The sequence below is a fragment of the bacterium genome, from assembly GCA_023230585.1.
Classification (GTDB): Bacteria; Ratteibacteria; UBA8468; order B48-G9; family JAFGKM01; genus JALNXB01.
Genome location: JALNXB010000029.1, coordinates 1 through 25,346 on the forward strand (window position 1 = coordinate 1; position 25,346 = coordinate 25,346).

Below are 25,346 nucleotides of genomic sequence, written 5' to 3' on the forward strand. Positions count from 1 at the left end.
CCCCCCATTCCGTCTTTTGTAATTTATCTTGCGAGCTTTACCCGCCGAAGCCTTGGCGTAGGAGGGGTTTCTTAACGTGGCAATCTCGCCGAAGGCGGAAAAGGAATGGGAATAAACAATAGTGTATAGGATAAAAACGAGGATTGCCGCAGTCACACAAAGCGTTCCTTCGCAACGACAAAAAGCGTCGGTTTGCACCTCGTAATTCGTTCCTAAACACATACTTTTTTAACGAAAAAAACAAAGGTAAGGTTAAAAGAGAAGCGTATGGGGTGTCTACTCACTCTTACTCTTCTTTAGACAAAACTAAAAAACTCCTTAAGAGACACTATTCTAATATTTTCAATTTTTTTTAACTCAAGAATATGTTTGTCGCCACTAATAATAAAATCGGCTTTTCCTTCCAAAGCAAGAGAAAGAAACTTATTATCAGAAAGGTCGTTTTTAATTATAGATATTTTTCTTTTTACTATTAAAGGAAAGATATAAGGCAGGAGCACTTCTTCTGTAATATACTTAATTTGAATTTCTGTTAGTCCAAATTTTGGATAATTCAACGCCCTTAAGTATTCTTCTAAAACTTGCTTTGACATCAACAGTTGAATATAGTTTTTCTGCCATAAAGAGACCAATCTGTTGGCTTCTCCACTAAAAAGAGTTGCAGAAATAAATATATTTGTATCAATTACAACTTTTAATTTAGGCATTATTTTCTCCGTGCCCAAGAAATAGCATCATCTATATCTTTTTCTGTCATTCCCAAAGAAGAGATGTTTTCTCTAATCTGTGATAAAGAAACTGAAGGTTTAATTTCTACAGGTTTTAGAATTATCCTATCCTTTTCTACCTCAATATAAAAGTATTCCACATCACCGAATTTTTCGACAATTTTTTTAGGCAGGGTAATCTGGTTCTTATAAGTCCGTTTACACAACATTTGTATCACCTCCATAATATCATTATACCCTTAAGTAATGTAGTAGCAAAGTAATGAAACAAGGAAATAAGATAAAAGATAAGTTTATTCTGAGTACCCCTCGGGGTGCTCGTGATAATCACTCCTCGCAAAAATAGATTATTGGAAAATGGTTCCAATTTTACTGTGCAAATTTGGAAAAAGAGCAAAATTGCTATAAAATATAGTAAGAAAACTACTATTCATTAAAATCAATCTTATTATTAGGAGGGTCTCAATGGTTACCCTAATCATCCTTTCGTTTTTAACAATTATTCTTTTAATTATTAATCTATATTTACTTATTAAAAAGACAGATAACTCAGAATACTCATCCTTTTTGACTGAAATAGACAAAGAAATAAAAAAAATTGAACCTTTTTTAAAAGACGAGTTTTCACGAAACAGAGAGGAGAACCAAAAAGCAGGACGTGAGATGAGAGAAGAACTGAACAACTCTTTAGGGCAACAGAGCGGAACCCTAACAAAAATTATTTCCGAATTATCTAATAGCCAGAGAAACCAGTTCGATTCTTTCGCTAACCAGATATCTGCTCTATCTAAAAACAACGAAGAAAAAATTAGTACTATGAAACTCTCTATGGAAGAAGGGTTAAAAACATTATTAGAAGATAACACCAACTCATTAAGATACCAGAGCGAAACTCTCACTAAAATCATTTCCGAACTATCTAATACTCAGAGAAACCAGTTCGACTCGTTCGCTAACCAGATTTCTGCTCTATCTAAAAACAATGAAGAAAAAATTGAAAAAGTCAGAGAGGCAGTAGAGTTACGTTTGAAAACATTACAAGAAGAAAACTCTAAAAAACTTGAAGAGATGAGAGCCACCGTTGATGAAAAACTTCAATCTACCCTTGAAAAACGGTTAACAGAATCCTTTAATCAGGTAAGCGATAGGTTAAAACAAGTACATGAAGGGCTCGGTGAAATGAAAACTCTTGCTACAGGAGTAGGCGATCTTAAAAAAGTTCTTTCGAACGTCAAAACACGCGGTATGTTAGGAGAAATTCAACTTGGAAGTATTCTCGAAAATATACTTTCTCCGGAACAATATGAAACAAATGTGTGCACAAGAGAGGGTTCTCAACAGAATGTTGAATTTGCAATAAAACTTCCAGGCAAAGATTCAGAAGGAACTGTCTACCTCCCCATAGATTCTAAATTTCCTATTGGGAGCTACCAACAACTTCTTGATGCGTACGAAACAAGCGATAGAGAAAAAATATCAAAGGCACAGAAAGATTTAGAGGGTGTAATAAAAAATTCTGCAAAAGAAATAAACACTAAATATATCAATCCACCCAAAACAACAGATTTCGGTATACTTTTTCTTCCATTTGAGGGGTTATATGCTGAAGTAGTTAAACAACCTAACCTTATTGAAACTTTGCAGAAAGAATATAAAATAATTATCTCTGGACCTACCACTCTCGCAGCGTTTTTAAATAGTTTATATATGGGATTTAGAACTCTTGCAATACAAAAACGAACAAGCGAAGTATGGAATATTCTTGCGTCTGTCAAGAAAGAGTTTGATACTTTTGGAGATGTTTTAAAAAAGGCACAAAACAAAATAAGATTAGCAGGTGAAGAGATAGACCAACTTGTTGGAGTAAGAACAAGAAAGATACAATCAAAACTTAAAAATGTTGAAGAACTCCCTTCAAATGAACCAGAAAACAGTCCCGATTAAAACCTACAAAAATCAAATTTAAAAGAAAAATAAGTGAAGTCTTGACAATACAAGTATTTCTGGTTATTTTATTATAAATTAAATTTTAACATTTTTAAGGAGCACTAATGTACGGAAAAGATTATTTATGTGATAAATGTGGCGATATATTGATGAAATGTCTTGCCTGTGGTGACGTTTTTTGTCCTATCTGCGATGGAAACTCAGAACCCGATAACTGTCCCATCTGCGACTCAGATGAGATAGTAACTGCAGACATAGAAGACCTTCTATTTGAAGAAGATGAAGACGAGGAAGACGAATAATTGTTTTTAGCCTAAAATAGCAAACCAATCCTTTTTTTATCACTATCATTCAATATTGCAAAAATAGACAACGATAATAAAGGATTGGTTTGTTACAAAAATTCCTTAACTGATAAACTAAAGAAATTTATTCTACCACGAAGGTCTTTTTTAAGTTTCCAACCATTACTTCAAACTCGCCAGGTTCAACCATCCATTCCATTTGAAGGTTTACAAAAGCAAGGTCCTCTGGTTTTAATGTGAACACAACATTACGTTCTTCATTAGGTTTCAACCAGACTTTTTCGAACCTTCTTAACTGCTTTATTGGGGTTTCCATACTGCTATATATATCATTTATATATAGTTGAACAACTTCTGCACCTTCTCTTTTACCTGTATTTTTTACCTTAACAGAAACTGTAACTTCACCTGCAGGTAATATTTTTTTAGGTGTTATTTTTAATTCAGAGTATTTAAATGTGGTATAACTAAGCCCATATCCAAATTCAAACAACGGTTCTGCTGCACTTAAAAGATAGTCCATCCCTAATTTTTCAGGTGAACCACGTCTCTTATAACTACCTCTTGCTGAAGGTTTATGGTTATAAAAAACTGGTAGGTGACCTGTTGAACGAGGTAAACTTACAGGTAGTTTTCCACTTGGGTTAACATCGCCCCATAGAATATCTGCGATAGCGTTCCCTTGCTCTTCTCCTGCAAACCAGGTTTCAAGAATAGCAGGTACATTTTCGGCTATCCAAGGAATAGCAAGGCTTCGACCGTTCACAAGAACAACTACTACCGGTTTTCCTGTTGCAACAATTTTTTTAACCAACTCTTCCTGAACTCCTGCCAATTCTACAAAGTGCATATCTCTACCCTCATTACATATTTCTTTTGCTTCTCCTATAAACAAAACAGACACATCAGATTTTTCTGCGAGAGCCACTGCTTCAGCAAAGCCAGAATCGTCTTTTTTCCATAAATCACAACCCTTAGCATACTCTACTTTTACTCCTTTTGGGGCTCTTTTTTTAATTCCATCAAGAGGGCTTAAAATGTTTTTATGAGCAACGCAGTAATCTCCAAGTTGAGCTTCTGTTGCGTTTGGTCCAATAACAGCAATAGATTTGATATCTTTTCCGAAAGGAAGAATATTGCCTTCATTTTTTAACAAAATAATAGATTCTTGAGCAACTTTTCGAGCAAAATTTTTATGTTCAACACAATTTCTAATCTTTTTAGTCTTCTGTAAATCTCCATAAGGGTTTTCAAATAGACCAAGAATAAACTTTAACCTCAACACACGTCTTACTGCTTCATCTACATATTTAACATCAACCTTGCCTTCTTTCACCATTTTAACCAATTTAAAACCATAGGATTTTACAGGAGCATCAACGTCCATACCAGCTTCTAATGCCATTTTACCTGTCTCCTCAAGGGTTCCTGCTACAAAATGGCGTGTCATCAACATCTCCACCGAACCCCAATCCGAAAAAGTGTATCCCTTAAACCCCCATTCGTGACGTAAAACTTTTGTAAGATACTCATAGTGACAAGCAAGCGGTACTCCATCTATTTCGTGGTATGCTGGCATAACAGAAAGAACACCAGCTTCCTTTACTGCAGCTTCAAATGGCCGTAAAAACATTTGTTTCATCTCTCTTGAACCAACACTAACAGGTCCGTGGTTTAGCCCTCCTTCTGGACTACCGTGGGCAACATAATGTTTTGCAGTAGCAGCGCAATGCTCTCGACCTAAAAGTGGCTCTTTTCCTTGTACTCCTTTAATATATTTAACACCCATCCTTTCAACAAGATATGGGTCTTCTCCGTAGGTTTCCTGCATTCTGCTCCACCGAGGTTCACGAGCAAGTTCTAAAACAGGAGAGAATAGTTGAGCAGCACCAGCCGCCCGAGCCTCTTTTGCGACTATTTCTCCCATCTTTTTTATTAGAGCAGTATCCCACGAACTTGCAACAGATATAGCGTGAGGAAATACAGTTGCTTCGGGTGCCCAATGTCCGTGAACACCTTCAGTTGTAACTAAAGCAGGAATCCCTAACCGTGTATTATTTAAAATATATTCTTGTGCTTCATTTACCATATTTATATAACCTTCGATGTTATCTTCAGGGTTTTCGTAAGAATGATAAACATAGTTTTGAAGGACACCGGTACCCAAATTATCTATTACTTCCTGCATTTTTTCTGGTGAAAACTTATATTTGTTTGTTTTAGCAACATTTTTTTTAGATGAAGCACCTCCAACATTTGGATCAGCGCCATAATCTCCATCGCCAATAACAATATCCCCAAAATAAGAACCACCTGTCTGATCGACTTTTTCTTCTAAAGTCATTTCTGCTAATAGTAATTCCACTCTTTGTTCTACAGTCTTTTTAGTATCTAACCAAACTTTGCAAATATCTTTTTTCTTGCTCATTTGTTCTCTCCTTAAAATATGGTATAATTAAAAAAATCTATCCATATAATATACAAAAAAACTAAAAAAGTCAAAACTTAACACCTAAACTTATGTAAAAGGAGGCAAAATGGAGGTAAAAGTAAATCAGTTAGAATGGAATGCAGCCCTGGCAGCGTTGAAACCTACCAAAAGGGACCTGGAATATGGTTTGCAATTACATAAAGAATCTATTGTTTGCGAACCGTATGGTTTTACTCCGGGAGCAACGTATGTACCAGCAAAAGATTTACAAGAGATGCTCGATAAAAAACCCTCAGCTTGGGAGGTGCATAAATATATACAGGAAACACGTCCTGTAAGTTGTATACTTGACCAACACCTCTGGGACCAGTATAAACTTGCTCTTGACCAGACAGGGATAACCTGCACTTTCCAGAACGCTGGTGAAGAAACCCAAGACCCTTTATGTATTTTGGAAAGATTAGCAAGGTTCACTCTTATTACTGATATGAAACAAGATTTTGTTTTTAAAGCAGTCACTCCTGACGATATAGTTAAAGCAAAAAAGGAGAATAAACATTGTCTCTACTTCACTTCAAATGGAGTTCCTTTATTACAAAGATGGGAATCTGCAGAAGAAGAGTTACACTTACTCAAACTGTTTTTTATGCTCGGAATAAGAATGATGCACCTAACTTATAACCGCAGAAATATGCTTGGCGACGGGTGTGCGGAACTTGCCAACGGCGGATTAAGCGATTTTGGAGAACTAGCAATAAAAGAGATGAACAGAGTGGGAATAATAGTTGATATAGCCCACACTGGTTGGCAGACCTGTTTGGACGCAATCAAAGTCTCATCCAAACCTGTTGTAGCAAGCCACTCAGTATGCCACGAACTTAACCATAACCATTACCGTTCTAAAAATGATGAAATAATAAAAGGTATAGCAGACAGTGGTGGATTTATGGGAATATGTAGCCTTCAAAAATTTATTGGTGGCAACGGCGGTATTCAAGATTTTATTAACCATATAGATTATGTTGCTAAAAAATTTGGAGCCGACTATGTTGCAATTGCAACTGATAGAGGGTATAGTTGCAGCCTTAGAGAAGGTCAGTTAGACAATCTGCCTAAAGCACCTCATAAAAAACCTATCTGGGAAAAACTTCATAGAGAAAAAGAGTTTACTCCTGAACAACTTGCTACATTTGAAAAAAATCTACCTGAACTCGCTTGGACAAACTGGCCTCTATACACAGTTGCTCTTGTTCAGAGAGGTTATTCTGATTCTGATATACGAAAAATTCTTGGTGAAAACGTTATAAGGGTTGCAAGAGAAGCATTAAAAGATACAGTTTATATACCTAAAACTGTTTAATAACGCTCCTCGTAACGACAAGGGCGAAAAGGGATGCGCCCCCTTTTGCCTTCTACCCTTGGGACTTGTTTGAGTACCCCCAAGGGAGGAGAGTAAAATTTAAGTGAAATTGCATCTCGTTTTTACAACTTCTCCAAAGGTGACAAAGTAAAGGATAAAGAAAAGAGGTAAGACAAGCACAAAAGGTCACATAACCAAATTCAGCAGAAGTCAGTTGAAACAAAGGAGAAAAAATGGGTATTAGTGTAGGTCTTGTTGGTTTAGGTGCATTTGGTACCAATTTTGTAGATGGTTTTAAAGCACACCCTTATGTTGACCGGATAGCATTATGCGACAGAGAGCCAGAAAGGGTAAAAAAGTTGGCAGAAGACCCGTTTATGCAACATAAGTTTGACCCGAAAGATGCTTACCCTACACTTGATGATATATGCAAAGCAGATCTGGATGCTCTTGTTATAATGACCCAACCGTGGCTACACGCTCCTCAATGTATTCAGGCGTTAGAATCTGGTAAACACGTAATGTCTGCTGTTCCCATTATAAGTGTTCCAGATAGCGACGAAATACTTGATTGGTGCGATAAACTGGTAAAAACTGTTGAAAAGACAGGTCAACATTATATGCTTATGGAAACCTCTTACTACCACCCTGAGATGATGTTCTTAAGACGGAAGAACGAAGAGGGTGCTTTTGGGAAATTTATAAGCGCTGAATGTGAATATAGCCATGATTATAGCGGAGCTTGGGGTTGCAATCTTGTTAAGGTTGGAAAGGATAGATACGCGAGTCAGGCAGGACAGGAATGGGGAAAGATTGTAAAAGAAAAATATACAGACAAAGGAATCCTACGCGGTTCAATGCACTATCCAACCCATTCTGTTTCAGGACCTTGCTCTATTATGAAAGCCCACGCTCTCAAGGTATCTGCCTTAGGGTTACCCGCAAGTGGTTATGACTATTACGCCAAAAATACTGCCTTTGTTAACACAACGGGTTTCTTCCATATGAGCAACGGTGCTACAATTACATCAAGAGAATACCGAGAAATAACCGGGCACGGGTATGAGATAAATATTTATGGAACAAACGGAACCTGGCGAGATAGAAAGTGGCATTGGACAAAAAGAGAGTATAACGATGACCCTGCAAACTTTCGACCAGAAAGCGGCACGGAGGTTTTAACTCCAGAAGAGATGCGAGATCCACTCCCCCGTGAGGTTCAAATAGGATTTATTCTATCTAAAAACCATTTTCTTTCAGTCAATGAAGTAGAAAATATGGACTTCAGTCCCACAGGACATTACGGTTCACATCCACATCTGGTACACGAGTTTATTGACTCTGTTTACAGAGAAAGAACTCCTGCCATAAACATTTGGGAAGCCGTAAGGTATATGGCAATGGGTGCAGTTGCTCATAAGTCCGCTTTAAAAGATGGAGAACTTCTTAATATACCTGATTGGGGAGATGCCCCTAAATAAAGTAAGGTGTAAAAAAGTATAAAGTGTTATTTATTCCTGTTTTTGCCTTCTACACTTGGGACTTATCCCGAGTACCCCAGAGGGAGGAAAATTTAGGTGGAATTGCATCTCGTTTTTACTACTTCTCCATAGGTGATGAAGTGAAGGATAAAGAAAAGAGGTAAGACAAACTCAAAAGGTAGTATAACCAAATTCAGAAGAACTCAGTTAAAAACAAAGGAGAAAAAATGGGTATTAGCATTGGTCTTGTTGGTTTAGGTTCATTTGGTACCAATTTTGCAGACAGTTTTAAGGCTCACCCTTATGTTGATCGGATAGCATTATGTGACAGAGAACCAGAAAGGGTAAAAAAGATAGCAGAAGACCCGTTTATGCAACATAAGTTTGACCCGAAAGATGCCTACTTCACACTTGATGATATATGCAAAGCGGATCTGGATGCTCTTGTTATAATGACTCAGCCGTGGTTACATGCTCCCCAGTGTATACAAGCATTAAAATCTGGCAAACAGGTAATGTCTGCTGTTCCCATTATAAGTGTTCCAGATAGCGACGAAATACTCGATTGGTGCGATAAACTTGTAAGAACAGTAGAGGAGACCGGTAACCATTATATGCTTATGGAAACATCCTACTACCACCCAGAAATGATGTTTTTAAGACGCAAAAACAAGGAAGGCGCATTTGGTAGATTTATAAGCGCTGAATGTGAATATAGCCACGATTATTCTGGTGCTTGGGGATGTAACTTGGTTCAAGTAGGAAAAGCAAGAGGTGATAGCCAAGCAGGGAAAGAATGGAGAAAAACTGTAAAAGAAAAATATACTTCCAAAGGAATAAGGGGAGGTCCTATGCACTATCCCACCCATTCTGTCTCTGGCCCTTGCTCAATTATGGGAGCACACGCTGTTAAAGTGTCTGCTTTAGGGATACCCTTCACAGGTTACGATTCTTACGGTAAAGGTGGTATGGCTAATACAACGGGTTTCTTCCATATGAGCAACGGTGCTACAATTACAGCAAGGGAATACCGAGAAATAACCGGGCACGGGTATGAGATAAATATTTATGGAACAAATGGAACCTGGCGAGATAGGAAGTGGCATTGGACAAAAAGAGAGTATAACGATGACCCTGCAAATTTTAGACCTGAAAAAGGAATAGATGAATTAACCCGTGAAGAGATGAGAGATCCCCTACCAAGAGAAGTTCAAAAAGGATTTATACTTGCAGAAAACCATTTTCTTACTGCAAACGAGGTTGAGAATATGGACTACACTCCAAAAGGACACTACGGTTCTCATCCATTTCTTGTTCACGAATTTATTGATGCTGTTGCGCAAAGAAGAACTCCTGCCATAAACGTTTGGGAATCTGTAAGATATATGGCAATGGGTGCAGTTGCCCACAAGTCTGCATTAAAAGATGGAGAACTGCTTGATATACCTGATTGGGGAGATGCTCCTAAGTAAAATGGCAGTTTACAGACAGAAATCGTAAAACAGAAAGCCCCCTACTATAACTTTAGTAGGGGGCTTTTTACTTTTATTTTTCAATACCTTCAATATCTGGAACCTCTATATTGATTTGTAGGTTCTGCTCAACATCGTTAGTTTCAACACCACGCCTGCTCATATCTTTCAAATATTTATCAAAAGCGCCTGGTTTTATGGCTTTAGGAGTAATAGTTACACCTTCAAGTTCTCCAGCAGATATATCTGTTAACATTTCTGGCATAGCAGCAACGTGAGGAGTTAAAAATATAAGAAGTTCTGTTTTTGTGTTATCAGAAGTGGTACGTCTGAAAAGTGTATTTATTAAAGGTATATCACCAAGTAAAGGGATTTTTCTCACTTCTTCTGTCTTTTTATCCTCCATAAGCCCACCAATAACTATAGTTTGTCCGTCCTGAATAGCCACTCTACTTGTTGCAGAACGTTTAGCAAATACTGGAGCATTAACATTTTCTGATATAGGTACAGTTGTTCCAGTTAAAGCCGAAATTTCTGGAGTAACATCAAGAATAACCAACCCTGCAGGGTTAATATGAGGAGTGACAGTTAATATTATTCCAATATCTTGATATTGTATAGTATTTATAGTTTGACCGGAATCTGTCATACGAGAATTGGTGATAAAAGGAACCCTCTGCCCAACAGTAATCCTTGCGGCTTGGTTATCACTTCCAAGGATATACGGACGAGAGAGAACATCAAGTTTACCCACCTTTTGCAGAGCACTAACAGCCATTGATAAATCCTGCTCAACCAAACTTATACCCAACCCTGAAGTGGGATCAGAAACCCCAAATTTACTAAATATTTTTCTGCTTCCATCAGAAGTGAGGTTAAGTAATGAGAACTCTGTCCCCAAATCAAGAGATTTATCGTGGGTAACCTCAGCAATAAGAACCTTAATAAGCACCTGAGGAACTGGTTTATCAAGGTCTTCAATAATCTCTTTTACACGTTCAAAATGTTTAGAAGCCGTCATAACCATCAGAGAATTCGTATCTGCATCTGCAACCACATATACCTGCCCAACAAGATTGCTGGCTGTTAGAGTAGTTGCCATTGCAGTACTTTGCGCTCGCTGGGTAGCCGTTCTGGCAGCAGCCGCTCTTCCAGCAGTACCAGTAGCACTTGTCCCAAAAAGATTATTCAATATTGCTTCAATATTCTTTGCCTTAGCGTTTTTTACACTATAAAGAAAAACAGCTTGCTCCTCGGCAGGACTTGAATCTAATTCCTTTACAATATCTTCAACAACTTTCATAACATCAGGGGGAGCACTTACCATTAAAATGTTGGTCCTATCATCAGACGATGCGTTAACTTTAACATTGGCTTGTCCTCCATCTGCAGGGGCAGCAGTTCGAGTTGCTTGTGTTTGACCTGCTCTACCCGTAAATCGTGCAGATGCTTGTACTACCCCAGGTTGTCCAGGACGTTGTGCGACCTGCTCAACTTTAAACATTTCGTTTATAAGTCGTGCCGTAGACGAAGCGTTAGCATATTCAAGCTGAAAGATTTTAACCTCAGCAACAGTAGAAACAACTGTATCTAAAGCTTTAACAATCTCTACAATACGTTTGATGTTTGCCTCAGTATCCGTAAGAATAAGAGAACTACTACTAACGTTAGCGGTAAGTTCAGCATAAGTTGGTAGCAGAGGAGTCAAGTCTTGTTTTAATTGAGTAATATTCAAATATCTAATGGGAATTATTTGAGTAACAACCATATCTGTAGGCTCAATTAAATCAGGGTTATTCCCTGAACGTACAGGAATATTTCTCTTTTTTGCGTCAGACAAAGGAACTATCTTTAAAGTTTTACCCATAGATATCGCTGCATAACCTTTTTCTTTAAGTGCAACATTTAACAAGGCAACAGACTCAGGTAAAGTTATAGGTTGCCTGCTGATAACAGTAATTCTTCCTTCAACTGTAGTTTCTCTAATAACCGAAAACCCAGCAACCTCGGACATATATTGAAGAATTGTATCAAGAGGAGCATCTTTAAAGTTAAGACGTATTGTCTTCTCTTTTGGAACCTCAACCTCTTCTTTAGGCAGAAGAGGTACAGTTTGAACAGAAGGTTTTGAAGCATCAACTCCCACCCCAAGTATTGTTTCAACAGGAGTAGTTACTTTTTTTGGAACAGGCTCAACTTCTTGAGCATTTAGCGTAAAAATTTCACCCAACACCCAGAAAGCAAAAAGTATCAAAGAGCTCTTTCTTAAAATTTTCATAAATAAAAACCTCCTATTTTTTATTGTGAGTAAATTTTGTAAACTATATATAATTTCAATAAATTTCGTCACCTATTGTTCCTCACTCATACGTTTTATCTGCCATTTATGGCATTGCGAGGAATGCCTTCTAATGACGTGGCAACCCTCGTCTTTATCCTTGCCTTTGTCTTTCTTTTCCCCATTTCCTTTTCCGCCTTCGGCGAGATTGCCACGCTAAGAGGCGCTCGCAAAGACGGAATGGGGGGCTGTTAACAAAAGGTTCAAGCCTTTTGTTCCCCTACTCGCTCATTTTATCGTTCAAACGCCCAATTTTGTCATCCTGAACTTGTTTCAGGATCTCTCACTTAACCCACGCTGGTAGCAAGAAAAACGAGATTCCGGATCAAGTCCGGAATGACATATAGGGGTAGTCTCCCATTTTATCCCTCTGCTATTCTTTTACTCTTAGTCTGTATAAAGACTCCCCTCATCCTTGATCCTTCTCCCTCAAGGGGAGAAGGCAAAAGCGTAGAAGGTGTTTGCACCGTAGTACCAGAGTGAGTAGATAACACCCCATACTTTTTTATTTCTTATTGCAACTCCCTTTGCCTACGCAACCTCAACCTTTCCAAAAGAGTGCTCTCATCAGGTTTATCAACCACCCTTATTACTTCGGTAGTGACAATTTCTACCGGTTGAGGCTTTTCTGGAATAATAATATTATTAACTGCCGAGACATCCACATCGTCTGGTTGCCCAATAACCCCAGATATACTTTCACCTACCTTTACCCGAAACACTCTATCATTCTCTACATACTCAACATAATCAAGAGTTATTGATTTAATCTTTTTATTTAAAACAATATTTTCGCTTCTAACTCGCTCGGTTTTTCTAAGAGAAATATCTTCAAAAAAAGCCACAAACTCTGAACCGTAAGCAACTATACCGGTTAAGATTTTTCTTGACATACGAATAGGTTTTTCTCTCAAAATAGATTCTTTCTCTACCACAGGAGGTAAAACTTTTGGAACACTACGGTCTTTTAAATAAATGTTTTTCTCATAAAGGATGTTATATCTTTCTTTAGAATAAAGGTTGTTTTCACCTGAACCCGCAATATTGATAAAGTAAAAGAATGTAAGCAAAAAGAGTATGATTCTCATTATTTTTCTCCTTCCGTTCTTTTTTCGGCTTCAGATTTAGTTTTATCAGAACCCGACAACAAAGTAGGTGGACTCAGTTCTCCTATTCGTACTTGAAGAGTAAGGTCATCAACACCTTCTCTACGAACAGCAAGTTGTAAATTTTTTATTTTTATAGGTAACTGAGAACTCTCCATCTTCCATAAAAACTCACTTATATTCTTCATAGAACCTGTTCCCACCACTTGATATATTTGTTCATTCAACTTAGATTTTTTATTTTCTCCTTCAGGTTTTAACAAAGATATTGATGCCCCACTCTCTTCCGCCCATTTTCTCAAAGCGTTTACAACCCCATACTCAGAGTCCTCACCCTTAATGCTGGTCAGGTTTTCCCAATCAGGACCAACCTCTTTCCATTGCGAAAGGGTTTTACGTGAATTTCTTAGTTCAACAACAAGATTTTCTTTTTCGAGAATTAACTCCTCTCTCTTCTTTAAATACGGGGTAAGCAGAAACCTATCAAGAATCAGTACAAGAATTACACCAAAAGTTATTAAACCAATCTTGTGTTCTCTTTTTGACAATATCATTTCACTTCCCTCCGAGCAACATTATCAATTTCACCCGTTTTATTAAACACAAAACTTATCGCAAATATATTATCACGGGCGCCCCCTCCACTCTGTCTAATATATAGCAGTTTTACATCAGAAAACCTGTCATTCTTTTGAAGGTTCTTAATAAACTCCATAACATTTTTACTATCAACTGCTTTACCAGAAATAAGATTTCGCATATCTTCGCGTATAGCAATACTTGTAACCCATATTCTTTCTTCGGCAGGAAAAGAAAGAGTCATCTCTCTTAAACACTCAATGAAAGCCATTTTCTCACCCCTCCAATCCTGCATTGAAGAAATAAAATCAAGAGTTTCTTTTGCAGTATCAAGTTCAGGAGAAATTTTTGATAACTGTTTTCTTAGGGTCTCAACTTCATTAGTTTTATTCTTAACATCCAAAATTCCTATCCCTATTAAAATCAAAACAACTCCTATAGCAACAGCAACTTTCAAAAGGTTATCTTTCCACCCTATCTTTTTTCTAATTAACAACTTTGAGTGAAGAAAATTTATTGGCAGAGTCCTAATATCTCGCCCATTGCTTGCAAGCCCAATTGAAGCACGAAAAGCATCTTCTTTTCCTAACACCTTGCAAGGAACAGAAACATTCTTTTCAATAATTTTAAGTTCATCTTCTGTCAGTCCATAATCATCTAAAACAATCAGTTCCGTTGGTATAGTTACATCTTGGTAATCGGGTGGTATTGTAAAAAATCTTTTAATCTCACGTGAAATAAAATCCAGTTTACTCGAAGAAACCCTTTCTTCTTGTGCCTCTTCAGAAATTTCTGTAAAAGCGCCAAGATGTTTCAAAGAAGCTGGCATCCCATTAACAAAGAATACCAACTCGGAAGATTCTTTACCAAAATATATCACTAAACTATTCGAAGGTACTCCTTTAGTGGCAAGCAAAGCAAAGGAATACGGGATTATCGCTTTAGGTTTTAACTTAGCTTTCTTTGAAATTTTTGAAATCCAATTCATCTTACTTTTATTTATTGCCAAAAGTAAGAGATTCTGTCCATCAGTTTCTTTTACTCCAAAAGTAGTGTAATCAAAAACAAGTTCATCTAAAGGTATCGAAAAATCTTTTTCTGACTCAATTCTTAGTAGGTTTAATAAGGTTTCTTTATCAGCAGGTGGGACCCGTTTCTCTTTCAAAAGAACCCATTTAGCAGGAACTCCAAAAATAACAGGCGAAGAGAGAGAAAACCGTTTTGAACGTAAAAAAGATTGAAGTTGGACCCCTAACTGTTCAGTATCAGATACGTTATCTGGTAGAACCCATTCAAAAGAACGGTTGACAAAATATGTTTTACCTTTAAAAGATAATTCAGAAACAAAAAAAGAGTGCTCTCCAAGAAGTATTCCCAAGAAGGTTTTCTTTTTAAACATTAAATTCCTCCATCATTAAAATATTGAGTTTTCATAAGGAGATATCCCTTTCCTTAAATTGGTTAATATTTCTGGTGCAAGGGGCCATCCCAGCCCTGTTAAGTCCTGCCAAGAAAGAACCTGAGGTGGACTAAAACGTTTATCCAGTACAGCCCTAAATCTTTTAAATGCTTTTCCATCCCCGCTAACAGCAACGATATCAACTGAAAATTGGTAAGAACGAGTAGTCAACCAGCCACCTATCTCTGCAGCTTTCTCAGAAGTCAACACTTCTGCTACCCAAGATATATCCTCAAGGTTAGAAATATCAGAAGATGCTCTATACTCAACCAAGTCATATACATCAGCTTCTTCCAACCCCGGCAAACAAGCGATAACTTCTTTAGGAGCAGTATTAATATTTATAAGACCTTCTCTTCTGCCCCTCCCACCAACTGTTAGTTCTGACGAAATCTGACGAAATTCAGCTAAAGATAGTCCTGTTCTGGCATAAAAATCTAAAATATTTTCAAAAGGACGCCCTCGTCTTATAATACCCATAACAGTATTTAACCTATTAGCATCAAGTATACCGCTTAAAAGTTCTGTCAGTCCGGCTGTGTTTGCACTATTAATATTTACCATCGCCTCTTGGTCAGCAGGAGCATTAGATTGGTTACTATACACAGTAGTAAAATCATAAATACCTCTATCTAAAATACCGTCCATATTATCGTTAGGTATATTTTCTGCTCCATCATTTTCATTCTCGTCAAGAAAACCGTTTCTATTTAGGTCTTCACCAAACAATATCTCCATACTACAACCCTTAACAAGAAGTAGTTCTTCAACTGTTTCAAAAGGTCCGTTTTTACATTGGTATGGAGGATTTAATAAGAGATAATATTCACTTTTAGCACCACCCTCAAATGAACTCTCGTCAGGGTTACGCCAATCAACAATTGAAGCAGCGAGTTCATCGGTCATTTGCGGTAACATCAAAAACATTTCAAAAGAAGCAGTATTTAAATTAAGTTTAGAAGACTCATCTATAAGACCAAAACTATAATTTAATCCATCCTGCTCCCCTTGTTTCAAAAACCAGAAGTAACCTCCACCTAATGAAACGGCTTCACAATCAAAACCGTTAGTTAAAAAGATAGCGTTTTCATCCAGGTTTTCTACCAGATAAGCCGCATAAGCTAAAGCCCCTTGAGATATCCATTCCACTTGTGCTTCAGCAAGCCGATTAGCAGATATTAATAGTTCAATTTTCATTTTTCTCCCAAAAACAAGAACCATTCCTGCAAGAGTTACAATTATCCACAGAGCAACAATTAAAACCATACCGCTCTTTTTACTATTTTTTTTCATCATTACAAGCAATTCTCATTAGCTCAAATCTTCAACTGTTATTCAAACGCCATCTGTTAAGCCAGAAACAACTTGTTCATTGGTAGAACTCTTACAGGTCAAAAGAAATATCCTTCTATATGTATGTGTCTGCTCACCATTTTCTGATATAGAAAATTTTATAGTCAAAGAAACATCTACTGCTGTAGGAAGAACATCTCCAACAGTTGTAGAATCCCACGCATCAAGCCAGACAGTCCCATCAAAATATTGTATCTCCATAGAACTTACGCCATAAGCCAACTGTTCTTCATAAGGTTCTACCTCTTCAAGAGACAGAAGGTTTAACCTAACATTTCTCATAAGAAGGTTTTCTCTCCCTTCATCCTCCTGGTCGGCAGTCAAAAGGTATTCTACACCAGCAATTCCAGGGGCAGCGTCTTGTGTGTTTACTGGCCGAGTAAAAAAAGAAATAGAATCTGCATCTCCAATAAAAGGTCCTGCCAATATTCCGCGAGGAGGTAAAGCAGACTGCAAGTCTCTACCCATAATATTAAAAGCAATGTCAGCTGCCCGTAAAGGAGCTATTGCTTCTTCACTCTTCTTTTTTGCCTTAAACCCAATATTCATAGCAGAATATAAAGAACCAGCAAGAAGAGCCATCATAGACATAGCAGCGAGCATCTCAATTAAAGAAAACCCTTTCTTATTTAAGTATTTCATTTCAATTTTTTTCCTCGCTTTAGCCCGTACTCATAATCTTCCACCCCACAATTCTTCTCCTCTTGTGCTTATCCTGGTACTCTCCTTCCCCCTTACTTGTCATTGCGAGTATTTATAAACATGGCAATATCCGTTTTTATGCCTATTGTTCTCTCATTAACCTTTTCGCAAATACGGAATTCCCCATAGAGAGGGTCTTTATCATTATTAAAACCTACTCCATATCTACCTGATCGCTCATATACACAAGTGTAGAAAGATCTACTGAGCGTTCTTCATTCCTTGATGTCCACAACACCTTAACAATAAGTTCTTTGAGGGTTTCCCCTTCCCACCCAATCAATTCAGCAGTCCAAGAATAATCTTCATTTTCAGGCAAAAAATCTCCAGAAACTTCTGCAAAATCAAAAACATTAGAAGAAACAATCTCAGACATCTTGCCTTGAGCCAAAATAGTTGCTTCTGACCGTTTCCGACTTTCAGACGCCGCAACAGTTGAAAGAGATATACCTTTCATAATCACTGGAAGAACTATCGCAACAAATGTAAGAGTTGCAAGAACTTCAACAAAAGTAAACCCTTTTTTCATTTCAATAGAACTCATATAGCATCTCTTTCCATAGGAACAACATAAAAACGATCTGATGGAGAAGAACATTTTATTTCCAGCAGGTTCCCTTTCTTATCTTTCATACGCAAAGTGGCTGGTTGTATGAAACCGTCAGGTGAAAAAACAATGCTTTCTTCGCCTTGATTTTCAGGTTCATCTTCCGTGTACCATTGTCCTGGCATCCTTAACCCTGGAACCTCTGTATCTTGATAACTATACATAATTTCTAAAGATTCAATTTCAACACCTTCAGGTAAAAGAAAATTTCTACCTATCTCTTTATTTATCTTTTCAAAACTACCATTATTCCGTGCCGTCAACCAAAAAACATTCTTATTTTTATCTATATTCAACTTATATATCCGTCCTTCAGAAATCGATTGTGAACGAGCATAATCTGTTAGAGCAACAAAATTTGCTGAAGCGTTAATTATATGTCGTGAGCCAGAAAACAACCCTAAAGAAGGTGCGGTTACACCCATAACAACAGCAATAATAATCATAACCAATAATAATTCAAGGAGAGTAAACCCTTTCTTTTGATTCAGTTTTTTACTGGTCAGACCAGTTGTCAATGTCGTCATCTCCACCTTCCTGTCTATCAGGTCCGTAGGAATAAAGATCAAAACTATTGGTATTATGCTCACCAGGAGATTTATATATATAATTATTCCCCCACGGGTCTTTGGGCACTCCTCTCTTAACATAAGGTCCTCTCCAATTATTCAATTGGGCAGGGGCGCTAACAAGAGCCTGTAACCCTTCCTCAGAGGTAGGGTACCTACCAGTATCAACCTCAAATGACTCAAGTGCAACCTCAAGATTGGTAATACTTGATTGAGCAGCCACTATTCGCGCTTGCTCAGAACGTTTTGTAAATTTTGGCACAACAACTGTAGCCAATACACTTAAAATAACCATAACAAGTAGCAATTCTATTAAAGTAAACCCACTCTTTACTCCTTTATTATCCATTTTTTCTCCTATAATTTAGTGGTCAACAACCCGCATCTTGTCCCAAGTATCTTGAAGAATTGCAAACATACTACTTTATCAGTTCTTGCAAAGTAAATACTGGTAACAACATACCTATAACAACAGCTCCCACCAACCCCGCCATTAAAAAGAGCAATACTGGCTCAATAACAGCGACAAGCATACGGAGTTGCCTATCAAGTTCTCCTTCATAAGTTAAAGCAATCCTTAACAACTCTTTATCCAACCTCCCACTTTCTTCGGAAACTGCTATCATCTCTAAAACAGTAGGCGGGAACAATTTTGTATCTGAAGAGAGCCCTTTTGCTAAACTTACTCCATTTTTAACCTTATCAATAGCGTAAGTCACAGCATCAGAAAGAGATTGGTTACCTATTGCTTCTTTTGCAACATTAAGAGAAATAACAAGAGAAACCCCTGCTTCAAGGAGGGTACCAAGCATCCTACAGAACCTAACAAGCCCAAACTTGAGCATAACAGCCCCTAAAACAGGTATCTTGATTAACGCTTGTTCAACCGATTTTTTCCCTGCCTTCCCAGAAAGGACTCTTTTTATTGAAATAACCATTAAGAATATTGCCACTGCCAACAGAACACCATACCTTACCACCCAATTACTCGCACCCATAATAAAACGTGTCAACAACGGCAAAGAACCACCAAACTCTTCAAAAATAGAAGAAAATTGAGGAATAAAGTATATCATTAAAAATGTTAGAACAACAACAGCCATAACAACCAAAAGCATAGGGTATACAAGAGCCGATTTAACCCTACCTTTAAGGTCCTGTTCCCTTAGTTTAAAGTCGGCTATCTGTTCTAAAACAACACTTAAAAATCCCCCTGTTTCCCCTGCCTTAACCATAGCAACATAAACAGGAGGAAAAGATTGAGGCCATTTTGAAAGAGCATTAGCAAGAGATTCTCCCCCAACAACATCGTTTTTTATTGAATTCCACTGCTTTTTTACAGCCGGATGAGTAACCTCTCTAACAATAATCTCAATGGCTCGATTGAGAGGAATGCCTGCGGTCAAAAGGTTAGCCAACTGTCTTAAAAAAACCTCAACGCTACCTTGAGGAACCCTACCAGCCCTTTTAGTAGAATTATCTCTTTCTACAGAAATCAGGGGTTTTCCGCCCTGCTCTACTACAGAGACAGGTCTCATACCTTTTTCGTATATATGGTTTAAGACAACCTCTCTCGATTCTGCCTCAAGTTTACCAGAAAACTTTTCCCCATTATTTTTTATAGCAGTATATATAAATTGTGGCATATTTTAATTCAAAAGTAATGAAAAACTTTATTAAAGAAACACCTTATTAGATTTCTAACCCATTCAAAACCCTACCATTACCTCTCTCGTCCTTAGTAACCCTAACAACTTCTTCCACAGTTGTAACTCCTTCCCTAACAAGCCGCCAACCGTCTTCTCTTAAACTCATCATTCCTTGTTTAGATGCCTCTATTCTTACATCTCTCGAAGAACCACGTTCAATTATAAGATTGCGTATATTGTCTGTAACATTCATAAATTCAAAAACACCAGTTCTTCCTTTATAGCCTGTACCTTGACACCTCCTACACCCTTTCCCTCTATAAATAATTTCAGGCAATTCGTCGCCATACTCTTTTTTAAGTCGCAAAATATCTTCTTTTGGCAACTCTTCTTTACACTCAGAACATATCAACCTAACAAGTCTTTGCGCAAGAACGGCTTCAAGAGAAGACGCAACAAGGTATGGCTCGACACCCATATCAACAAGACGAGTCAAAGCGCCCGGTGCATCATTGGTATGTAAAGTAGAAAAAACAAGGTGACCTGTAAGAGAGGCTTGAACTGAAATCTCCGCAGTTTCATAGTCTCGAATTTCACCAACAAGAACAACATCAGGGTCATGCCTAAGTATAGAACGTAAACCTTTAGCAAAAGTAAGCCCAGCTCTGGTTGAGACCTGTATCTGGTTAATCCCGCGAAGATGGTATTCTATTGGGTCTTCAATAGTTATAATCTTTCTTTCAGCGTCATTTATGTGGGACAACCCTGCATATAGAGTTGTTGTTTTACCGCTACCGGTAGGACCAGTAACAAGAATTATTCCGTGAGGAAGTTCAAGTATTCCGTTAAAAATACCCCTATCCCTTTCAGACATCCCAAGTTCTTTAAGCCCAAGGAGAGCAATACTACGATTTAACAACCTTAATACTACTGCTTCACCGTGCAACATAGGGATAACCGAAACCCTCACATCAATCTCTTGAGAGGAAACCAGCAACTTAATTCTTCCATCTTGAGGCAACCTCTTCTCTGCTATATCAAGAGAACTTAATATCTTTAAACGAGAAACTATCGCAGCTTGAAACCGTCTTATGTCAGAAGGAACAACCGCATCTTGCAAGACCCCATCAACCCTATAACGAACTCTCAACTCATTTTCAAACGGTTCAAAATGGACATCTGTAGCCCTTAAATCAATCGCTTCCTTCAACACCTGGTTAACAAACCTTATAATAGAAGCATCTTCAGCTTCAGCAGTAATATCAACCCCAGTATCACTCTCTTCCGAAAGAACAGTTAAAGCATTATCTTCACTACTGGAAATAAGCGATTGAACAGTATCAGCCCCTACCCCAAGCAATTTTCTTAAGGACCTTTCAATCTCAGAAGAAGTTGCAAGAACAACATTAAACTCTTTCCCTGTAACAACCCTTAACTCATCAACTCCCGAAGTATCAAAAACCTTACTTGTGGCAGTAACTATCACCCCCGCCTCTTCCTTTAAAGGCAACACTCCTTTATTTAAAAGAATATGAGCAGGAAAAACAGATAGAAATTCCCTTGCAGGAAGTTGCTCTTCGATATTCTCTAAATATGGTATACCAAACTCTTTGCTTAGAAACCTCAGAAGAACATCTTCGGGCACCCCCGAACGAGATAATAGAGATTCATCTAAGGAGGTTCCTGATAAGTAAAGGGATTTAACGGCTTCTGCTGATTCTTCGTTTAAAATTCCTTTTTTCAACAAATTAGAAAATATATTTTTCATTTTATTGGTGAAGGACCGCCCTCACATTACAATGAGAGCGGTCCCTCAAATTGTTTATTCAAGCAACCCATTCAAAACAAGTTGCGCCTCCTGCCTTTGGGTCAAAATTTCTTTCAACTCTTTTCTTGCTTGTGCAAGTTCGGCTTCATTTGTTTTTCTGGCTTCACGTAAATTTGCAAGTTTTGTGGAAATATCTTTTGGAGAAGAATCTTTATTACCTAACACCGCCTGGAGTTCTTGATAGGCTTTTTGAAAAGGTGTCACCTGAACTTGAGTTCCACCAGCAGTTCTTCGCCCAGCACGCATCCCACCTGCACGTTGAGTATTCATCTGAGCAGTCCTAACCTTCTCCACTTTTGGTTTCACAACTTCCCATTCCTCGTCAGAAATTTCAAGAGTATTCTTTATTCTGTTCATATACATCTCGCTTGCCTGCTGAGGAGTAGTTCTCTGTCCTCCAGTTCTATCAGGACGTTGTGTTCTTTCGGTCTGTTGTGTTCTTCCAGAACCTTGAGTTGCTTCAGGACGTGTAGTCCTTCGTCTTGAAGGCATGTTTTCCTGCGCACTCAGAACAACCACTATCAGAAAAAGAGCCGAAGCCAATATCATAAAGTTTTTAAATTTCATTTTTATCACCTCCTTAACATTATATAGTTTTTTTAAAAAGTTTTCCAACCTTTTATTACTTAATTAGACATATAAAATATTATTCAGGTTTAGTGATATAAAAAAAATTATAAAAAATACATTCTCAACCTTCCCATTTCCTTTTCCGCCTTCGGCGAGATTGCCACGCCAAAAGGCGCTCGCAAAGACGGAATGGGGGGATGTTAACAAAAGGTTCAAGCCTTTTGTTCTTCTACTCGCCCATTTTATGCCCAAACGCCCAATTTGTAATCCTGAACTTGTTTCAGGATCTCTAACTTAATCCACGCTGGTAATAGATACAGCGTAAAAACGAGATTCCGGTTCAAGTACGGAATGACAATCTTTCCTTATTTGCCTCTCCCCTTGAGGGAGAGGATGCAAGGTGAGGGGGGCTTTTATGTTTTTTGCTTTTGTTTAATATTCTGGTATAATGTAAACTATGAGTATACAAAATAGAGAAAAATTAAACAATCTTCAACTTTTATTGCCTGAAGGGGCTATGGTTTCTAGCAAATGGTTGCAAAATAAGGGCTATTCCAGACAACTACTACATAAATACGTTAAAAATGGATGGTTGAAATTAGTAGGTAATGGGGCATATACCAGACAAACAACAGAGGTCACATGGCAGGGACTCGTAGCTTCTTTACAACACGTTAATGATGATAAAAATTTACATATAGGAGCTGAAACGGCTTTAAATCTGCACGGCTATTCTCACTACTTGAGATTAAAGGGAGAGAAACAAATATTTGTTTTTATAGATTCAAATATCCCCGCATGGATAAAAAATGTCCTTCCTAATGACTATTTGAAATTTATGCGTAAAAACTTGTTCTCAAAAACAAAAAATAGATTAGGCCTTGTAACAATATCAAGCCCTATAAAAAATTGGTCATTAACAATATCTACAGCTGAAAGGGCAATAATGGAAATGTTATTGCTCGTAGTTACAAAAGATATTTCTTTCACTTTTGCAGCAGAGCTTATGGAAAGTTTGACAACATTACGTCCTAAAACGGTTAATGAGTTATTGTTGAACTGTAAACATATAGGTGTAAAAAGATTGTTTATGTTTTTAGCTGAATATTATAATCAACCTTGGGTAAAACAAATAAAAAACACATCTTTTAATCTTGGAACTGGCAAGCGAATGATTGTTAAAGGTGGAAAATTAGATAAAAAATATTTAATAACAGTACCTAAGGAATTTTATGATAGGACTAGAGAATCCATACTTTAAAAGAGTTCAACTTTTGATAAGAGTTTTGCCGTACCTTTCTTCGTTTGACATCTTTGCACTGAAAGGAGGAACTGCAATAAATCTGTTTTTAAGGGATATACCGAGATTGTCTGTTGATATAGACCTTGTATACATTCCAATTAAACAAAGAGACACTTCACTATATGAAATAACAATGTCATTAAAAAATATAGCATCCAAAATTAAACATTCAATAAAAGGTTTGTCTGTTGCCGAACAGATAGACAGATATGGACAGACAACAAAATTGATAGTTAGAAGAGAATCAGAAACGGTTAAAATAGAGGTTTCACCTGTATTACGTGGACTATTATTTTCTCCTACCAAAATGATAGTATCTTCGGTTGTTGAAAAACTTTTTGGGTATGCCGAAGCACCTGTCGTTTCTTTTGATGAACTTTATGCAGGCAAAATCTGCGCAGCTTTGGATCGTCAACATCCTCGTGATTTTTTTGATATAATGCTTCTATTAAAAAACGAAGGTTTTACAGATTCTATAAAAGATTGTTTTATAGTATATCTTCTAAGTGGTAATAGACCTATATCAGAACTATTGAAACCTCAAAAACAAGAGTTGAGAGATATTTTTAAAACCCAGTTTGAAAACATGTCAACTGTTCCGATATCTTTGAAGGATTTAGAGAAAACACGTAATCGTCTATTTATTTCTGTTCGTAAGAAACTTACTGATGATGATAGAAAGTTTATTTTAAGTTTTAAAGAAGGAACTCCGAAATGGAAAATTTTGAAATTTGAGAATGCAGAAATTATGCCTGCGGCTCAATGGAAATTGCATAACTTAAACAAGATGAGTAAAGATACACGAAGAAAAGCAATAAAAAAACTTGAGAAAGTTCTCTACGATTAAAAATAATAAACAAGATGTTTATACAAAGGTCGGACCTCTGCATAATACTCCGAGGTCACAACCTTCATCATTGCTTCATATTCGTTCGCTAAGACGGAATGGGGGGGCTGTTAACAAAAGGTTCAGCCCTTTTGTTCCCCTACTCGCCCATTTTATGCCCAAACGCCCAATTTTACCATCATGAACTTGTTTCAGGATCTCTAATTAATCCACGCTGGTAATAGATACAGCGTAAAAACGAGATTCCGGTTCAAGTACGGAATGACATATAGGGGGCAACCCCATCCTTTCTCAGTACGGCTTTCGTTTTTGGTTAAGTTGCTAACTGCCCTCCACCTACGCCAAGGTATACCTGCCGAAGCTTGTATTTTAGCGTAGGTTGGCTTCGGTGGATAAACCTCATCCCATTAACCTCTCTGCAAACCCTTGGGGTTTTCCAATACCTATAATTCTCAAGGGGAGAGGGCAAAGAAGGGGAGTGAGTAAATAACACCCCATACGCTTCTCTTTTATGTCTTTATCTGCCGTTTTATGGCATTGCGAGGAATGCCTCTAATGACGTGGCAACCCTCGTCTTTATCCTTATTATTTTTTGTCTTTCTTTTCCCCATTTCCTTTTCCGCCTTCGGCGAGATTGCCACGCTAAGAGGCGCTCGCAAAGACGGAATGGGGGGCTGTTAACAAAAGGTTCAAGCCTTTTGTTCCCCTACTC

General features: G+C 37.6%; 22 protein-coding genes. 7 read left to right on the forward strand and 15 right to left on the reverse strand.

Annotation, left to right across the window (positions count from 1 at the left end; genetic code table 11):
- Positions 1-296: 296 nt before the first annotated feature.
- Both M0P98_05915 and M0P98_05920 read right to left on the reverse strand, forming a co-directional pair.
- Positions 297-707, reverse strand: coding sequence for a putative toxin-antitoxin system toxin component, PIN family (locus M0P98_05915; protein ID MCK9266399.1), 411 nt, complete (start codon positions 705-707; stop codon positions 297-299).
- Entirely contained in the window at positions 707-937 is a 231-nt protein-coding gene (locus M0P98_05920; GenBank protein ID MCK9266400.1) for an AbrB/MazE/SpoVT family DNA-binding domain-containing protein, read from the reverse strand. The genes M0P98_05915 and M0P98_05920 overlap by 1 nt, the downstream gene beginning before the upstream one ends.
- A gap of 256 nt (positions 938-1,193) precedes the next feature.
- On the opposite strand from M0P98_05920, the gene rmuC reads away from it, so the two are divergent.
- The gene (gene rmuC / locus M0P98_05925; GenBank protein ID MCK9266401.1) at positions 1,194-2,672 is read left to right on the forward strand and encodes a DNA recombination protein RmuC; all 1,479 of its coding nucleotides are present in this window, start codon (positions 1,194-1,196) and stop codon (positions 2,670-2,672) included.
- A gap of 107 nt (positions 2,673-2,779) precedes the next feature.
- On the forward strand, positions 2,780-2,977 hold the full coding sequence (locus M0P98_05930) for a hypothetical protein (GenBank protein ID MCK9266402.1): 198 nt from the start codon (positions 2,780-2,782) through the stop codon (positions 2,975-2,977).
- A 127-nt stretch (positions 2,978-3,104) separates the two neighbouring features.
- Here the strand turns inward: M0P98_05930 and M0P98_05935 are convergent, their stop codons facing one another.
- Positions 3,105-5,408, reverse strand: a complete 2,304-nt coding sequence (locus M0P98_05935) for a glycoside hydrolase family 3 C-terminal domain-containing protein (protein ID MCK9266403.1) — start codon at positions 5,406-5,408, stop codon at positions 3,105-3,107.
- Positions 5,409-5,517: 109 nt separating this feature from the next.
- Between M0P98_05935 and M0P98_05940 the strand changes: the two genes are divergently transcribed.
- From M0P98_05940 to M0P98_05950, 3 genes are all read left to right on the forward strand, one after another.
- On the forward strand, positions 5,518-6,771 hold the full coding sequence (locus tag M0P98_05940) for a dipeptidase (GenBank protein MCK9266404.1): 1,254 nt from the start codon (positions 5,518-5,520) through the stop codon (positions 6,769-6,771).
- Between the two features lie 233 nt (positions 6,772-7,004).
- Positions 7,005-8,252: a Gfo/Idh/MocA family oxidoreductase gene (locus M0P98_05945; GenBank protein MCK9266405.1), complete on the forward strand. Its 1,248-nt coding sequence runs from the start codon at positions 7,005-7,007 to the stop codon at positions 8,250-8,252.
- A 227-nt stretch (positions 8,253-8,479) separates the two neighbouring features.
- Positions 8,480-9,724, forward strand: coding sequence for a Gfo/Idh/MocA family oxidoreductase (locus M0P98_05950; GenBank protein ID MCK9266406.1), 1,245 nt, complete (start codon positions 8,480-8,482; stop codon positions 9,722-9,724).
- A gap of 73 nt (positions 9,725-9,797) precedes the next feature.
- Here the strand turns inward: M0P98_05950 and gspD are convergent, their stop codons facing one another.
- From gspD to M0P98_06010, 12 genes are all read right to left on the reverse strand, one after another.
- On the reverse strand, positions 9,798-12,002 hold the full coding sequence (gspD, locus tag M0P98_05955) for a type II secretion system secretin GspD (GenBank protein ID MCK9266407.1): 2,205 nt from the start codon (positions 12,000-12,002) through the stop codon (positions 9,798-9,800).
- A 572-nt stretch (positions 12,003-12,574) separates the two neighbouring features.
- A complete protein-coding gene (locus M0P98_05960) occupies positions 12,575-13,150 on the reverse strand; it encodes a hypothetical protein (protein MCK9266408.1) in 576 nt (191 codons plus the stop codon).
- Positions 13,150-13,722 (reverse strand): hypothetical protein, encoded by a 573-nt coding sequence (locus M0P98_05965; GenBank protein MCK9266409.1) that lies wholly within the window; start codon positions 13,720-13,722, stop codon positions 13,150-13,152. Before M0P98_05965 ends, M0P98_05960 begins: the two co-directional genes overlap by 1 nt.
- Positions 13,719-15,146: a PilN domain-containing protein gene (locus M0P98_05970; protein MCK9266410.1), complete on the reverse strand. Its 1,428-nt coding sequence runs from the start codon at positions 15,144-15,146 to the stop codon at positions 13,719-13,721. Before M0P98_05970 ends, M0P98_05965 begins: the two co-directional genes overlap by 4 nt.
- A 15-nt stretch (positions 15,147-15,161) precedes the next feature.
- Entirely contained in the window at positions 15,162-16,502 is a 1,341-nt protein-coding gene (locus M0P98_05975) for a type II secretion system protein GspK (GenBank protein ID MCK9266411.1), read from the reverse strand.
- A gap of 39 nt (positions 16,503-16,541) precedes the next feature.
- A complete protein-coding gene (locus M0P98_05980; protein ID MCK9266412.1) occupies positions 16,542-17,201 on the reverse strand; it encodes a prepilin-type N-terminal cleavage/methylation domain-containing protein in 660 nt (219 codons plus the stop codon).
- Between the two features lie 214 nt (positions 17,202-17,415).
- Positions 17,416-17,805 (reverse strand): type II secretion system GspH family protein, encoded by a 390-nt coding sequence (locus M0P98_05985; protein ID MCK9266413.1) that lies wholly within the window; start codon positions 17,803-17,805, stop codon positions 17,416-17,418.
- Positions 17,802-18,395, reverse strand: coding sequence for a prepilin-type N-terminal cleavage/methylation domain-containing protein (locus M0P98_05990; GenBank protein MCK9266414.1), 594 nt, complete (start codon positions 18,393-18,395; stop codon positions 17,802-17,804). Before M0P98_05990 ends, M0P98_05985 begins: the two co-directional genes overlap by 4 nt.
- A complete protein-coding gene (gene gspG, locus M0P98_05995) occupies positions 18,364-18,786 on the reverse strand; it encodes a type II secretion system major pseudopilin GspG (GenBank protein MCK9266415.1) in 423 nt (140 codons plus the stop codon). Before gspG ends, M0P98_05990 begins: the two co-directional genes overlap by 32 nt.
- 70 nt (positions 18,787-18,856) lie before the next feature.
- Positions 18,857-20,083, reverse strand: coding sequence for a type II secretion system F family protein (locus M0P98_06000; GenBank protein MCK9266416.1), 1,227 nt, complete (start codon positions 20,081-20,083; stop codon positions 18,857-18,859).
- Between the two features lie 46 nt (positions 20,084-20,129).
- A complete protein-coding gene (tadA, locus tag M0P98_06005) occupies positions 20,130-21,854 on the reverse strand; it encodes a Flp pilus assembly complex ATPase component TadA (GenBank protein ID MCK9266417.1) in 1,725 nt (574 codons plus the stop codon).
- Positions 21,855-21,908: 54 nt separating this feature from the next.
- Positions 21,909-22,481, reverse strand: coding sequence for a hypothetical protein (locus tag M0P98_06010; GenBank protein ID MCK9266418.1), 573 nt, complete (start codon positions 22,479-22,481; stop codon positions 21,909-21,911).
- A gap of 460 nt (positions 22,482-22,941) precedes the next feature.
- On the opposite strand from M0P98_06010, the gene M0P98_06015 reads away from it, so the two are divergent.
- Complete coding sequence (locus M0P98_06015; GenBank protein ID MCK9266419.1) at positions 22,942-23,745, forward strand: type IV toxin-antitoxin system AbiEi family antitoxin; 804 nt, start codon at positions 22,942-22,944, stop codon at positions 23,743-23,745.
- Positions 23,717-24,634 (forward strand): nucleotidyl transferase AbiEii/AbiGii toxin family protein, encoded by a 918-nt coding sequence (locus M0P98_06020; protein MCK9266420.1) that lies wholly within the window; start codon positions 23,717-23,719, stop codon positions 24,632-24,634. Before M0P98_06015 ends, M0P98_06020 begins: the two co-directional genes overlap by 29 nt.
- The last annotated feature ends 712 nt before the right edge of the window (positions 24,635-25,346 follow it).

What these genes read in the sequence shown, in the direction of transcription:
- M0P98_05915 (MCK9266399.1), bottom strand. Translation starts at nt 707, where the DNA reads ATGCCTAAATTAAAAGTTGTAATTGATACAAATATATTTATTTCTGCA.
- M0P98_05920 (MCK9266400.1), bottom strand. Translation starts at nt 937, where the DNA reads ATGTTGTGTAAACGGACTTATAAGAACCAGATTACCCTGCCTAAAAAA.
- rmuC (MCK9266401.1), top strand. Translation starts at nt 1,194, where the DNA reads ATGGTTACCCTAATCATCCTTTCGTTTTTAACAATTATTCTTTTAATT.
- M0P98_05930 (MCK9266402.1), top strand. Translation starts at nt 2,780, where the DNA reads ATGTACGGAAAAGATTATTTATGTGATAAATGTGGCGATATATTGATG.
- M0P98_05935 (MCK9266403.1), bottom strand. Translation starts at nt 5,408, where the DNA reads ATGAGCAAGAAAAAAGATATTTGCAAAGTTTGGTTAGATACTAAAAAG.
- M0P98_05940 (MCK9266404.1), top strand. Translation starts at nt 5,518, where the DNA reads ATGGAGGTAAAAGTAAATCAGTTAGAATGGAATGCAGCCCTGGCAGCG.
- M0P98_05945 (MCK9266405.1), top strand. Translation starts at nt 7,005, where the DNA reads ATGGGTATTAGTGTAGGTCTTGTTGGTTTAGGTGCATTTGGTACCAAT.
- M0P98_05950 (MCK9266406.1), top strand. Translation starts at nt 8,480, where the DNA reads ATGGGTATTAGCATTGGTCTTGTTGGTTTAGGTTCATTTGGTACCAAT.
- gspD (MCK9266407.1), bottom strand. Translation starts at nt 12,002, where the DNA reads ATGAAAATTTTAAGAAAGAGCTCTTTGATACTTTTTGCTTTCTGGGTG.
- M0P98_05960 (MCK9266408.1), bottom strand. Translation starts at nt 13,150, where the DNA reads ATGAGAATCATACTCTTTTTGCTTACATTCTTTTACTTTATCAATATT.
- M0P98_05965 (MCK9266409.1), bottom strand. Translation starts at nt 13,722, where the DNA reads ATGATATTGTCAAAAAGAGAACACAAGATTGGTTTAATAACTTTTGGT.
- M0P98_05970 (MCK9266410.1), bottom strand. Translation starts at nt 15,146, where the DNA reads ATGTTTAAAAAGAAAACCTTCTTGGGAATACTTCTTGGAGAGCACTCT.
- M0P98_05975 (MCK9266411.1), bottom strand. Translation starts at nt 16,502, where the DNA reads ATGATGAAAAAAAATAGTAAAAAGAGCGGTATGGTTTTAATTGTTGCT.
- M0P98_05980 (MCK9266412.1), bottom strand. Translation starts at nt 17,201, where the DNA reads ATGAAATACTTAAATAAGAAAGGGTTTTCTTTAATTGAGATGCTCGCT.
- M0P98_05985 (MCK9266413.1), bottom strand. Translation starts at nt 17,805, where the DNA reads ATGAGTTCTATTGAAATGAAAAAAGGGTTTACTTTTGTTGAAGTTCTT.
- M0P98_05990 (MCK9266414.1), bottom strand. Translation starts at nt 18,395, where the DNA reads ATGACGACATTGACAACTGGTCTGACCAGTAAAAAACTGAATCAAAAG.
- gspG (MCK9266415.1), bottom strand. Translation starts at nt 18,786, where the DNA reads ATGGATAATAAAGGAGTAAAGAGTGGGTTTACTTTAATAGAATTGCTA.
- M0P98_06000 (MCK9266416.1), bottom strand. Translation starts at nt 20,083, where the DNA reads ATGCCACAATTTATATATACTGCTATAAAAAATAATGGGGAAAAGTTT.
- tadA (MCK9266417.1), bottom strand. Translation starts at nt 21,854, where the DNA reads ATGAAAAATATATTTTCTAATTTGTTGAAAAAAGGAATTTTAAACGAA.
- M0P98_06010 (MCK9266418.1), bottom strand. Translation starts at nt 22,481, where the DNA reads ATGAAATTTAAAAACTTTATGATATTGGCTTCGGCTCTTTTTCTGATA.
- M0P98_06015 (MCK9266419.1), top strand. Translation starts at nt 22,942, where the DNA reads ATGAGTATACAAAATAGAGAAAAATTAAACAATCTTCAACTTTTATTG.
- M0P98_06020 (MCK9266420.1), top strand. Translation starts at nt 23,717, where the DNA reads ATGATAGGACTAGAGAATCCATACTTTAAAAGAGTTCAACTTTTGATA.